This window comes from Psychrobacillus sp. OK032, assembly GCF_900111345.1.
GTDB lineage: Bacteria > Bacillota > Bacilli > Bacillales_A > Planococcaceae > Psychrobacillus.
Genome location: NZ_FOGY01000003.1, coordinates 21,356 through 34,293 on the forward strand (window position 1 = coordinate 21,356; position 12,938 = coordinate 34,293).

General features: G+C 36.5%; 9 protein-coding genes and 1 other RNA gene. 7 read left to right on the forward strand and 3 right to left on the reverse strand.

Features of this window, described 5'->3' with window-relative positions; genetic code table 11:
• Positions 1-43 precede the first annotated feature (43 nt).
• Positions 44-1,468, reverse strand: coding sequence for a C40 family peptidase (locus BMZ04_RS07085; RefSeq protein ID WP_093267229.1), 1,425 nt, complete (start codon positions 1,466-1,468; stop codon positions 44-46).
• Positions 1,469-1,702: 234 nt separating this feature from the next.
• Here BMZ04_RS07085 and hutG point away from each other — a divergent pair, with 234 nt between their 5' ends.
• The 5 genes from hutG to ssrS all read left to right on the forward strand — a co-directional run bounded on the left by hutG (position 1,703) and on the right by ssrS (position 5,785).
• On the forward strand, positions 1,703-2,665 hold the full coding sequence (gene hutG / locus BMZ04_RS07090; RefSeq protein ID WP_093267231.1) for a formimidoylglutamase: 963 nt from the start codon (positions 1,703-1,705) through the stop codon (positions 2,663-2,665).
• Between the two features lie 678 nt (positions 2,666-3,343).
• On the forward strand, positions 3,344-4,165 hold the full coding sequence (locus BMZ04_RS07095) for a hypothetical protein (protein WP_369802643.1): 822 nt from the start codon (positions 3,344-3,346) through the stop codon (positions 4,163-4,165).
• A gap of 99 nt (positions 4,166-4,264) precedes the next feature.
• Positions 4,265-4,960: a YqjF family protein gene (locus tag BMZ04_RS07100; protein ID WP_177184364.1), complete on the forward strand. Its 696-nt coding sequence runs from the start codon at positions 4,265-4,267 to the stop codon at positions 4,958-4,960.
• A 53-nt stretch (positions 4,961-5,013) separates the two neighbouring features.
• Positions 5,014-5,529: a YhcN/YlaJ family sporulation lipoprotein gene (locus BMZ04_RS07105; protein ID WP_093267236.1), complete on the forward strand. Its 516-nt coding sequence runs from the start codon at positions 5,014-5,016 to the stop codon at positions 5,527-5,529.
• Positions 5,530-5,590: 61 nt separating this feature from the next.
• Positions 5,591-5,785, forward strand: a non-coding RNA gene (ssrS, locus tag BMZ04_RS07110) — 6S RNA.
• Between the two features lie 260 nt (positions 5,786-6,045).
• Here the strand turns inward: ssrS and BMZ04_RS07115 are convergent.
• Together BMZ04_RS07115 and BMZ04_RS07120 are read right to left on the reverse strand one after the other, a co-directional pair.
• Complete coding sequence (locus tag BMZ04_RS07115; protein ID WP_369802635.1) at positions 6,046-7,575, reverse strand: solute symporter family protein; 1,530 nt, start codon at positions 7,573-7,575, stop codon at positions 6,046-6,048.
• Positions 7,572-7,979 carry a DUF485 domain-containing protein gene (locus BMZ04_RS07120; RefSeq protein ID WP_093267239.1) on the reverse strand — a complete coding sequence of 136 codons (408 nt, stop codon included), beginning with the start codon at positions 7,977-7,979 and terminating at the stop codon, positions 7,572-7,574. Before BMZ04_RS07120 ends, BMZ04_RS07115 begins: the two co-directional genes overlap by 4 nt.
• Positions 7,980-8,283: 304 nt before the next feature.
• Here BMZ04_RS07120 and BMZ04_RS07125 point away from each other — a divergent pair, with 304 nt between their 5' ends.
• Positions 8,284-12,096: an AAA domain-containing protein gene (locus BMZ04_RS07125; RefSeq protein ID WP_177184365.1), complete on the forward strand. Its 3,813-nt coding sequence runs from the start codon at positions 8,284-8,286 to the stop codon at positions 12,094-12,096.
• 21 nt (positions 12,097-12,117) lie between these two features.
• Positions 12,118-12,882 (forward strand): hypothetical protein, encoded by a 765-nt coding sequence (locus BMZ04_RS07130; RefSeq protein ID WP_093267245.1) that lies wholly within the window; start codon positions 12,118-12,120, stop codon positions 12,880-12,882.
• Positions 12,883-12,938 lie beyond the last annotated feature (56 nt).

Consider the following 12,938-nt stretch of genomic DNA (forward strand, 5'->3'; position numbering starts at 1 on the left):
CACGCCCTATGCGTTGAATGCTTCTTTTTGGAAAAGTCTTATCTTAAAGAACTCGACGAGCCATTTTGTAGTTTTTATTGGCCCAAGTAGAGTTTAAGCTTTCTTTCACAGTACTACCGTCTGTTTTCAGACGAATATATTGATTAGCGCCAATATAAATTGCAGATTCAGTAATTTTAGTTCCCCCATTACTAAAGAAAATAAGATCACCTTTTTGCAAATTATTCTTTTGGACTGCATTTCCTACTTTAGCCTGTTGACTAGCCACTTTGCTTTTTAGATCAATTCCATGTTGATTAAAAACATAGTAAGTAAATCCAGCACTAGTAAATGTTAAAGATTTTTCATCGTATCCGTATCCAAACTTTGCTTTTCCTATTAAGCTAGAAGCAAGATTGATAATCTTATCCGCTGGTAAAGCACTTGTTTTTGGCGTTTCTACTGAAGGAGATGCACTTGTTTTTGGCGGTTCTACTGAAGGAGATGCACTTGTTTTTGGCACTTCTACTGAAGGTGAAGGAGATGCACTTGCACTTCCTGTAAATACACGCTTTGCAGTAATATAATGCTGTTCATAATAATCTACAAGTAAAACTCTCGTTAAAACGCCATTTGAATTTGGAATAATGATTCGATGATCCCCTGCGTATATTGCTACCATAGATGGTGTTTTGGATCCTTTGGTACTGTTAAAGAAAACTAAATCACCTTTTTTTAGGTTAGCTTTGGAAACTGTTGTGCCTTTATTCATCAAATCTTGTAAATTTGTCGTACCTAATTTAACATCATTTGTTTTATACACATAGTCGATGAATCCAGTGGCAGTAAAACGTAATGATGATTCATTATTAACGCTACCCATTTTTGCTTTATCTTTTAAACTATAGGCTTTTTCAACAATCTTATCGCCTTTAGTGGCTGGATTGGATGACATGATTGTTGGTAGAACTCTTCGTGCTGTTATATAGCTTTCTTCATAATAAGGCTTACTGTCTAAGTCTGTAATGACAATCTTTTGTTTTGGATCTGCCATTTGAATAATCTTATTGTCGCCAATGTACATCCCAACATGGTTGGGAATATTCCCACCTTTACTATCGAAAAATAGTAAATCACCTTTTTGTAGTTGGTTTTTTGCAACAGGAGTTCCTTGTTGCATCATAAAATCTTCATTATAAGTTGCAAGGTCTACATCATTTTGCTCGAAAATGTACATAAGGAAAGTTGCACATGAAAAAATGTAAGGAAAAGTGGGCTTGTACTCTGTATTGCTGTAAGTAGCTTTCCCGATTAAACTCTTAGCTGTTTGAATTAATTGATCAGCCTTTGCTTCTACTGCTTGTTGGTTGTTCTGCGTGTTAGTAGTTGCAGCTGATACTTTTATAGGATGAATAGTGTCAGGGACAATACCCAGAGCACTAAAACCGATTACGACTGATAGAGTAGTTGAGATAAAACGTTTATTCATCAGATACCTCCAAAGTTTTTTTTTGACCTGCTCCGATTTTAGCATGCAAAAGGATGGGTATTTTAAGGGAATTTATCCCACAAGTTACTAACAGATGTCTTAAACCCTTGCTACTAGAAGGTTCTCCAAAGATGATTACAGTTTGGTTACAAATGTTTCAAACGAGTAACGTAATTAGCAAGAGAAGTATGCGTATAGTCTGAGAAACTTATCGATTTCTTAACATCAGAAAGGATGGACAACTTGGTTAAAAAAGTGATAGAAGGAGTTTGGTCAGGGCGGACAGATTCTTTAGAAAACAATAAAGAGAGTCTCAGGTATCACCAAATCGTGGAATTAGCACGGCTTGATACGCTTGATACGAAGGGTAAAGCATGTGTAATCATAGGTTTTGAAAGCGATGAAGGAGTCCGGAGAAATAAAGGACAAATTGGAGCAGCAAAAGCACCAAATGAGCTCCGTTCGGAATTGGCAAAGCTCCCATGGAATTTGTCATCTCAAAAATATCTTGTAGATGTAGGAACAATCGATTGCACAGGAAATGATCTTGAAAAAGCCCAACAACAACTTGGGGATGTAGTAAATCAAGTTCTAACCAAAAAAATGACTCCAATAATTCTGGGCGGAGGGCATGAAACTGCATACGGACATTATCTCGGTGTTCGAAACAACATTGGAAAAGCCGCAAAGCTAGGTATTATCAATATCGATGCCCACTTTGATTTGCGCCCTTACGATGAACAGTCTTCATCCGGTACCATGTTCAGAGAAATACTTGTGCAAGATGAAAACAGTAGCTATTTAGTCATTGGAATTCAGCGATACGGTATTACACAAGCACTTTTCGACAAGGCAGATGAGCTCGGGGTGACGTATATTTGCGAAGAAGATATGCATGGTGAACAGCAAGTACAAGTGAATGTAGCGATAGAGCAATTTATCCAAAATAACGATTTTATCATGCTAACGCTATGCCCAGATGTACTCAATGCTGCATTTGCTCCGGGTGTAAGTGCTTCTTCGCCTTTTGGGTTAAGTCCATATATCGTACGTACGATTATTCGCACCGTAACTTCTAGTGAAAAGACGAAATCCTTCGATATTTCAGAAGTGAATCCGCTTTTGGATGAAAATAATCGAACAGTAAAATTAGGTGCTTATTTAGTCAATGAAGCAATAATTTCATTTTTAAACTAGCATGCCACATCTACCCATTTTTCCGCATATAGTGTGTGGAAGGGGTGTATGATGAACGATTATATAAATATGTTTAAGCAATTTTTACCGCAAACTGCAACTGTTTTGGAATTGCAACAACCTGAAAAGAAACCAGCAGTGATAGTAGCGGATATCGATGGGGATCATGTGGATGAGTTAATCGGGGCATTTCGTTATCAAGAGAAAAATTATATTTTGATCCTAAAGAACAGAAACAATCAGTGGCAGCCGCTAATAATGATAAGTGGTAGCGGATACGGGATATCGAATTTATTGGCTGCACCACTAACAGAAACAGGCGTAAACACGATAATAATTGGCTGGCAACAAGGTAGTATGTGGTCGCAATTAAATTTATTGCAATGGACAAATAACGGATTTGTCTGGTTACCTACAAATGATATCGTATACAGTAAGTTAGAAGCAGAAGATATGAACAAAGACGGCAGATATGAACTTGCAATTTGGACACATGATACCGGAGAAGCTTATAAAGTAGAAGTTTATCGTTTCGATAAAACCGGTCTTGTGCAGGCAAAAGATGTTTATCCTTACTATTTTAAAAAAGTAGCAGCCTATTATGAAAAGTTATTACAAACAAATGATTTTTCTTTCTACTGGTACTACTTGGCCGATGCTCAAATGAAAGCGGGAGATATGGATCAAGCTTTAGTTTCTATTGATAAAGCTCTTTCTTTTTCTTCCCCTTATCCATCAAAAGAAGTGCTTGCAGAAAAAAGACAAGAAATTTTAAATCATCAAGGAACAACGAATCAGGATAACCGAGTTGTAATAGACTGGAAAATAGGGGACGTAACTGGTGATGGTACTCAGGATACTGTCTATCTAACTGGAGAAAAGACAGAGGGAAGTCCGTTTTGGAAAAATATTACGCTCGTTATTTTGAATGGTAAGACAAACATGTATGAAACAATCCCTTTAAAAGAAAATATGGGATATAATCCAACGATTTTTCTCGGTGATTTTACAGGAAATCATATAGAGGACATACAAATAGTGATCGATACCGGCGGAAGTGGTGGTACGGTTTATGCGTATGTGTTTGCATTTTTGAATGGAAGCATAAAACAAATTTTCGATACTGATGCATATAATGAGCATTCGAAATATGAAGTTAATTACCAAAATCATTATAAAGTAATAGTTACAAGCTCGAATCCAAAAAAGGAATATACATTAGATTTAACGTATAAGGGGAAAGACTATTTATCGGAAATCTATAATGCAGATGGTACGCTAAAAGAACCGATAGAAGGATGGGTAGATCCAATTAGTGGTTTGTATCCGATTGACTATGCGAGAGACGGTATGTATGAGCTTCTTTCATATCAAGAAATTGCGGGTAGGTATCACGCGGATGGATTAGGGTTTGTGCAAAATGAATGGCAATGGAATGGACAGGAATTTGTAGTAAATCGGCAAACTGTGTCTATTTTTGGTAAGGATTTAAGTGTTTAGTTGAATAAGTTTTGGCCCCTTTTCTCGGTTGAAAGGGGATTTTTCGGAGCGACAATGGGGAACGATATGCATATTACCTCAAATGAAAGGAAGAACTTCATGTGGAAAAAAACGTGGATTATGACGCAGAAATGGCATCATGTATTGTTTCTTCATTGGCCTATTTCTCCTGAGGAAGTACGTAAATATATCCCCGAAGAACTAGAACTGGATTTATATGATAATCAAGCTTGGATAGGGCTAGTATTTTTCCAAGTGAAAGGAAATCGTCCCAGATTTATTCCACCTTTACCTGGATTACAATCTTATTTAGAACTAAATGTTCGTACATATGTTACTTACAAAGGAAAAGCAGGCGTACATTTCTTTAGTTTAGATGCAAATCATCCATTCATTGTAAAATTAACGACTTTTGGTAACTTTTTACCATATCGAAGTGCAATAATAAATTTAAAAAATCATAAAAACAAATTTTCAATCTATAGCAAATGCGAACACCAAAATGAAACTCTCCTTACTACATTCGAACCGATAGCGAAACATATGGAAAGTACTCAGCTTAATACTTGGTTGACGGAACGATATTGCTTGTGGACGAAAACGAAAGGACGGCTTTTCCGTGTTGATATTAGCCATTCTCCTTGGAGGTTGCAAAATGTAAATGGTCTTGTTTGTGAGAATACTATGGCTCTTTTTTTAAAGAATAAAATTAGAATGAGCCGTCCCATTGCTCATTATTCCAGGATAAAAAGGGTTCGATTTTACCCACCGATACTAGAGGAATTAAATGAATAAATAATGAAAAACAACACAAACTATCCTCAGTAAGATTAAAAGGAGGATTCAAGATGAATAAATTGCTACAAATTTCTATGACTATGCTTCTTGTTGGGTCATTAGCAGCGTGTGGAACAAATAACAAAGATGATGTAGCTGACAATAATGCAACTACAACGGATAAGGTAACTGATACAAACATCAATACGGACACTAATACAGTTAAAACGGGCACTGATCACGCAAATAATGAAGGTCATAAAGTAGAACTAGCCGATGATATTGCTGACAAAATCAAAGGAATGGAAGAAGTAAAAGGTGCAAATGTATTCGTAACAGATAACAATGCATATGTTGCTGTTGACCTGAAAGAAGGGGTAGACGCGAGCGAAGAATTGGAAAATAAAATTGCGGATGAAGCTAGAGCAACAAACGCAAACTTTAACAATGTGTACGTGACAACAAATCCGGACTTCACTAAGCAATTTAATGAATACGGCGAGAAAATCAGAGCAAATGAACCGGTAGAAGGATTCTTTAAGGAGTTTTCTGATACGGTAAAAAGAGTATTCCCAGATGCGCATTAATTAAATAAACTGTGGTAATCATTTCCGTTGATTTTAGCGTAAAATAGGTTTATTATATAAATACGAGCTGCATTGTACGTATGGATATTAAGTTTTAACCTTTATGCTGTAACAGGGAGTTTTATATAGAAGCTGGAATGACAGGCCTTATTCTCTTTTGACAATAAGGACATGCAAGATAGCTTTTGCGAACACCCACTTTGAGGAGTGGTGGTTTAAAACTTTCTTATTAAAGTACGGCAAAGGCGGCTTATCTAATTTTAAATGTTAAACCGGTTTCCAGTGGAAACCGGTTTTTTTGTATAAATTAAAATTAAAAGGAGTGTCAGGATTTTGACTTAAACTGGAATATAGATTCTTGATTATCCGGTTGTTATGTCTCATTATCCGATTTGCCAATTCCCACCCTCTATTTCCCCATCACAAAAAAACTTTTAATTGATATTGACTCCCCTCTTTTAGATGGAAATAATTTAAAAGAGGATATCCCCAACTGAATGGGATATCCTTTTTTGTTTATTTCAACCCAATATTCGCTTTAACATCAACTTCCGTATATTTCTTCTGGTCCGCACGTGCTCCGACAAGCGTTCCTATCCATCCACCGATAAACCCAGCAGGAACTGAAATTATTGCTGGGTTCGTTAGAGGAAATAATGCTTCTCCTGTGAAGAATAGTGAGCCATCTGCAGCCCAAACGTTAGGACTTAATAACACGAGTACTAATGCTGAAACGAGACCAGTAACAATAGCAGTCAATGCTCCAGTTGTATTGAAGTTTTTCCAATAAATCGTATAAATAATTACTGGTAAATTAGCGCTTGCTGCAATACAGAAAGCAAGTGAAACTAGGAACGCGACGTTCATCGATTGTGCACCTAAAGCTAAAATGATGGAGAATACAGAAACACCAACCGAAGCAAGACGTGCAGCAATCATTTGTTCTTTTTCAGTTACTTTCCCTTTTTTGATAATTTGTCCATATAAATCATGTGCAAATGCGGAAGCACCAGATAATACAAGTCCTGCTACAACAGCCAAAATAGTTGCAAATGCTACAGCCGATACGAAGGACATAAGCAAGTCTCCACCTAAAGCTTGTGCAAGTAACGGAGCAGCCATATTACCAGCAGGATTTGCTGCAATAATTGTTTCAGAACCTACGAATGCAGCGGCACCAAATCCTAGGAAAATCGTTAGGACGTAAAAAATACCAACAATCCATGTTGCATAGACAACTGAGCTACGAGCAGTCTTTGCATCTTTTACCGTAAAGAAACGCATTAATATATGTGGTAATCCAGCTGTCCCTAATACTAATGCAATCATCATTGATAGTGTGTCTAAACCATTTGTATATTTTACACCAGGGTGTAAATATGCTTCGCCATGGGCTGTTACGGATTTCATTTCTGTGAACATACCAAAAATATTAAAATTAAATTTCCATAATACAAGGAAAGAAATAATAACAGTTCCGATCATTAATAGCACAGCTTTAATAATTTGTACCCAACTTGTGGCAGCCATTCCGCCCCATAGTACGTAAATGGTCATCATAATCCCAACAAGTAAAACGGCAATCCAATAATCAATACCTAATAATAATTGAATAAGTGCACCTGCACCAACAAGCTGTGCAATCATATAAAACAAAACAATAGTTATCGTACTAACAGCTGCGGCAGCACGAATTTTCTTTTGATCGAAACGAGCCATAATCATATCTGCTAATGTATAGCGACCTAAGTTTCGTAATGGCTCTGCGACAATATATAACACAACTAAGTAAGCTACTAAATACCCAATACTATAGAAGAAACCATCGAAACCGAAGAGTGCAATTGCACCGGCAATTCCAAGGAATGATGCTGCAGATAGATAGTCTCCGGCAATAGCTATTCCATTTTGCCAGCCGGATAACCCACCACCAGCTGTATAAAACTCACTAGCTGAGTTTGTACGTTTGGAAGCGATATACGTTACGAATAATGTTAATCCGACAATTCCTACAAAAAACGATAAACCTACTATACTTATACTCATTCATAGCCACCAGCCTTTTCCTTTTGAAAAATTTCATCCGCTTCTCGGTCGTATCCGTTTGCTCTTCGCACATAAATCATACACAATGTCCATGTCATAATGAAAAGTAAAATAGAGTACACCCATACCCACGCTACATCTCCAAATGCATTTGTATTTAATATAGTTGTGTAAGAAGTTAAAATAGGTAGCGTAATATAGCAGATTAGGAAAAAGATTGCGACAGGTAAAATGAATTTCCTTTTTTTAGATTTTAATGATTGAAATTCTGGACTTTCTGCGATTCTCTCGTAATTAGGCGTTCTAGATACTCCTGTATGGACTTGTCCTTTCTCATCCTTTGAAAGAGTCTTTTTATCTCGGGTATTTCCCGGAGTGATAACACTTTCTATTTTTTTCGCCATTTGTCGTTCCTCCTATTATTTTAGTATATTTTGAATTTTCAGTTCTAAGATGTAGGTTTATCATATTAAAAGATTTGTAATATAGCAAACAAAATTTCACAAAATGTTCAAATTTAAATTATTCAACTTAACCTACTTATTCGGAGTCTTCAGTAGCCTTTCGTTTTCATGATATTGTAAGTTCTATATTTGTCCATTTAGGGTTATAATAAAACTATTGCAGAGTACCCGATTTTTTAAAAATCGAGATGGGTACTCTTTTGTTTTGTTGACCGTTCATATATTTGATAAAGGAGGCATGGGCATGAGACAAGTGTCAGTTCCAGTAAAAACAATGCGCTGTAATCTAATAATGACGAATAAAGCACGCAGCGGAATCCAGGAATGGGCTGCTGATGAACATGCCTTTTTTAGAATGCAAGACTCTTATAAAGTGCATATAGAAAAACGTCCAGTGAACACCCATGGAAATACGCCTGTTTCACTGTATTTTGATAATGTTAAGAACGAGGCTTTAACAGGAAAACTAGAAGGTCGAGTTGGAGTGATGGAGTGCGTTCTTCAAACAGACGGATTCCTCGCAACTGGCTTTTATGTACGAGGCACAAAGGTTCCAGTAAAAACAAATAGACGTCTTTCGGTCGATTTGAATTTTGTTACCGCTCGTAATAATGGAGCGGGTATGCCGATCCAATTACATACAAGCATTCGTGAATTACCCGTTGCAGAAGAAAGATCGGAGTATGTAAAAAAACGAATTTCTAGTTGGGAAGGATATTTAAAGATACAGGAACGAAATGCTGATATTGCGGATATAACGGCAGCTTTTTCAAAATTCATTTTCAATGAAGACTTCAATAGACTGACGCTTACAGGGAGTAATGTAAAAGAAAATGAATGGAATAAATTAAAAGGACTCAGTATTTCTATTAAAGGTTTCCAAAACGATATTGGTGAAGTGTTAAAAGTTGATCGGGCAAAGAAAACAATTGAGATTGAGATGAAGCCAAAACTTCAAGAAATGGCAAGACGAAATCAATGGCACCCAAAATTGAAAGAAGCAGTGTTTAGCAATTTTTCCACACTGAGCCAGATCCGAAGACTTCGAAAAGGATTTGAAGATTTACAAAACGGTCTTGCTGCGAATGCTAATTTAGAAAATATTTTATTTGAAAAACGTCCAACTATACAAATAGCAAATAGGCAAAAGGGATTAGAATTTCATAATCGGCTAAATGAGTTTCAACAAGAAGCAGTTATTGGAGCGATGTCCGCGGAGGATTTATATGTCATTCAAGGACCACCGGGAACAGGGAAAACTACCGTAATTTCTGAAATTTGCCAGCAAAATGCAAAAGCTGGACTCAGAACGTTAGTCGCTTCCCAATCAAACCTAGCTGTAGATAATGCACTCAGTCGACTACTTTCCAATAAGGACATTCGAATATTACGGTTTGGCCGAACGGAAAGCATTGAAGAAGAAGGTAAAAGGTTCATCGAAGAAAATGTTGGTCAGTATTGGAAAGACCAAACATTAAATGCTTTACAAGAAGAAATTAGTGCACATCCACTAAAAGATAAACAATTGATAGATGAAATCGCCCATTCTAAAGAACAGTCGGAATCACTTCAGCAGAAAGTTGCTATATTAGAAGAAAAAATGGAGAGAAAAAAATTAGCCAAAATTGAATTCGAGGAAAGAATGAAGGAGATTAAAGAGCTTAAAAAATGTATAATCCAACTGAAAAAAGAACGGGAAGAACTAGATAAGGCTCATGATGATTTGCAGCAAATAGCCGACGAATGCTCGAACGAAATCAAACAGATGGAGCATTTCATCGACACGAATCCTACAAGCGAAGAGCTTTTAAAAAATATAGAACGTCTCCGAGTAGAAATCGAACAAACCAATCTTCAGATAATCTACCAACAGGCAGTACAAGAAAGCAGAAATGTGGAAGGATTATTGATCGAAACAAGACATGCATATCAAGTTGCCCAATCTAAAGTCAATCGTTTGGAGCAATTTTCAAGTGAACTACATTCCATTACTAAATTTGACTTGCTCAAAACACTTATGTATGAATATGAAATAACTCCTTCCTATATGTTAGAGCAGCAAATAACTAACTTGGACAAGCTAATTGAAACGATTATATCTTTTGCTGACTGGGGAGAATTAAATAAACGACTACTATCTGCAATTGGATACATAGAAGGTTTATTGAAAAAGAATCATATTTCGCTGGAGAATGTAAAAAGCCATGTAAGTAGTAGCGGAGTAGTATTTGACTCGACATATTCAGTAAAAGAAATTCATCAATTCATCGACAGTATGAAGCGTCTTTTAACTTCCGGATCAGCTAATATCGAGAGGTTAGAAGTATATTTGGAAGGTTTAAATGTAAGAAAGAAATTCGTCTGGAAACAAGGAGCCATTTTACAAAAAGCGAAATCTGATTCCGCTAACATGTTTATGTCGATTAAAGCAGAGCTTACTGGACAAGTAACGCAAGAAAAATTAATGAGAGAACAATCCACTAATGAATGGAAAAATAAAGGAATTATCCAAAGTGATGAGCTACAACAGCTGCAAGGTAAAGTAGCAGAATTACACAGTCGAATAGATACCCTAGAAAATATTCCTTCATTGCAACAGTTACAAGTCCAATTGCGGGAAAAAGAAAGTACGATGCTTGAATGGAATAAAGTAAAAGACACACTTGCACAATATACAGCTCAACTTGAATTGAAAAAGAACGAATTCAAAACTTCGAGCGTGCAGATGGATGAAATCTTAGAGAAACTAGAAAAAAACAAGCAAGAAACGAAAAGTGTGAATTCGGAAGGATTGGAGCAAGAAAAACAACTAAAAGCTTTGGAAGAGTTGTTGAAACAGAATCCCGAAGAAGAGCGTGAAAAAACCTTAATGGAAATTGCCAAGTTGGAAGAAAAAATAGTAGTTACACAACAAGTGAAAGACCGTTTACCAATAACCCAGTCTCTGCAAAATGAGTGGTTTACGATGCTGAAGGAAGCAAATGACCATGATTTAGATGAAATACGTAAATTGTATGTACGACATGCAAATGTTATTGGAACAACTTGTGTAGCATCTGCTCGAAAAGAGTTTATGGACAACTATCCTATTTTCGATGTTGTTATTATCGATGAAGTATCGAAAGCAACGCCACCCGAGCTTTTACTACCAATGTTAAAAGGGAAGAAAATTATTTTGGTTGGAGACCACCATCAACTGCCACCGCTTGTTGGGGAAGATACGCTAGATGAAACACTTAAAGCCATTTTAGAAGAAAGTGACAGCTTTGAAGAAAAGGACGAGTTGAAGAAGCTCTTGAAAGAGTCCTTGTTCGAACGACTATTTAAAAACTTACCGAAGACAAATAAAACGATGCTAGCTATTCAGTATCGAATGCATGCAAACATAATGCAAACGATCACGCCCTTTTACGAGGAAGAAAATTATCGCTTACAGTGCGGGTTAGCTGACTCTGATGCTTTGCGTGATCATTTACTCGATTCACATTATGTAAAACGGAGAGACCATCTGTTGTGGCTAGATATGCCAAATGAAAAGCAGTATTTTGAAGAACGAATGAAAAACGGAAAAAGCCGTTTTAATCAGTCAGAGCTTGATACAATCAGGAAAGTATTAATGGATTTGGATAGAGCTACTGAGATAGCTAAAAACGAAGGAAGACTTGCGGAAGAGGAAAGAAAAAGTATCGGAGTTATAAGTTTTTACGGAGAACAAGTTAAACGTATAGACAGACTAATACAACAAGAAACGAGCTTCAAACATTTGAATTTCCGAACAGGAACGGTCGATAAGTTCCAGGGAATGGAAATGGACGTAATTATTTTAAGTATGGTTCGTAACAATCAAGATAAGAGCGGGGATATTGGATTCGCTAATGATTATAGACGATTGAATGTTGCGTTATCTCGTGCAAGAGAATTACTTATTTTAGTTGGAAGTGCAAATATGTTCACAACACGTGCAAAGCAAAAAGATTCTAGGGAAATGTATAGTCGATTACTTAGTACCATTAAAAAACAGAATGGTTACCGAGATCAGCATGGTCAGGAGAAATAGTAACATAGAGGTATAAATGATATGCAAAATTTAGAGAGACGCTTAAAAAATGAGTTACAACAAAACAATAAAGTAAAAATATTGAATTCATCTAGTTGGAGTTTGCCAATTCATTCTATTGAAGTCGAGTACAAGCCCGTAAAACGGAAGAAAATGGATGTGCTGATGAAAATGATGCTTATTGCATTTCAAAAAGCGAAAATTATAGAAGCTAAGCAATTGAGTGAACTCTTACTTGTCGAGCAACTTTTCGTTGAAGATTTGATTAATATTATGAAAAGAACTGGCTTAATTGAAAAAAGAGATGATTTATTTACTCTAACAGATAAAGGATATCAACAACTTGAAAATGGAATTTTTGAAGAAGAACAAGAAATGGAATCACAGGTTGTTCTATATAGTACTAGTCACGAAACCTTTTTGAATGGTGACGTTAAACCAGCTTTAGATGGTGAGGATGAGCTTCCAACCTATCGATATGTGAAAGAAGACTATTTGGATGCAGAGCTTTCTTTTGAGAATGAGCAAGTCATCGATGCACTTCAAGCCAAAGGGGTGGAAATGGGGGAGGGGGATGTACAAGTAGTTATATCTGAAATCCAGTCGACGACAGAACTGTACATCGATGATATTCCGTGCTTTGAATTTATTCTCCATAATAAAGAGGAGGATATTTTCTATGCTCGTGTTTGGAATACATTACTCGAAAGATGGGATGAAAACCTGGAGAATGCGCTGAATGAAAAAGAGCGTTTGACTTGGAGAGAGAAGTATTTGTCCAAGTAAAATAAGATGCAGGAAGAAAGTAGTTCATTTTCTTCCTGCATCTTTCTTTTAGTTAT

Excerpts from the sequence above, each read along its gene's own strand:
- BMZ04_RS07125 (WP_177184365.1), top strand. The coding sequence starts at position 8,284 with ATGAGACAAGTGTCAGTTCCAGTAAAAACAATGCGCTGTAATCTAATA.
- BMZ04_RS07120 (WP_093267239.1), bottom strand. The coding sequence starts at position 7,979 with ATGGCGAAAAAAATAGAAAGTGTTATCACTCCGGGAAATACCCGAGAT.
- BMZ04_RS07115 (WP_369802635.1), bottom strand. The coding sequence starts at position 7,575 with ATGAGTATAAGTATAGTAGGTTTATCGTTTTTTGTAGGAATTGTCGGA.
- hutG (WP_093267231.1), top strand. The coding sequence starts at position 1,703 with ATGGACAACTTGGTTAAAAAAGTGATAGAAGGAGTTTGGTCAGGGCGG.
- BMZ04_RS07130 (WP_093267245.1), top strand. The coding sequence starts at position 12,118 with ATGCAAAATTTAGAGAGACGCTTAAAAAATGAGTTACAACAAAACAAT.
- BMZ04_RS07100 (WP_177184364.1), top strand. The coding sequence starts at position 4,265 with ATGTGGAAAAAAACGTGGATTATGACGCAGAAATGGCATCATGTATTG.
- BMZ04_RS07105 (WP_093267236.1), top strand. The coding sequence starts at position 5,014 with ATGAATAAATTGCTACAAATTTCTATGACTATGCTTCTTGTTGGGTCA.
- BMZ04_RS07085 (WP_093267229.1), bottom strand. The coding sequence starts at position 1,468 with ATGAATAAACGTTTTATCTCAACTACTCTATCAGTCGTAATCGGTTTT.
- BMZ04_RS07095 (WP_369802643.1), top strand. The coding sequence starts at position 3,344 with ATGGATCAAGCTTTAGTTTCTATTGATAAAGCTCTTTCTTTTTCTTCC.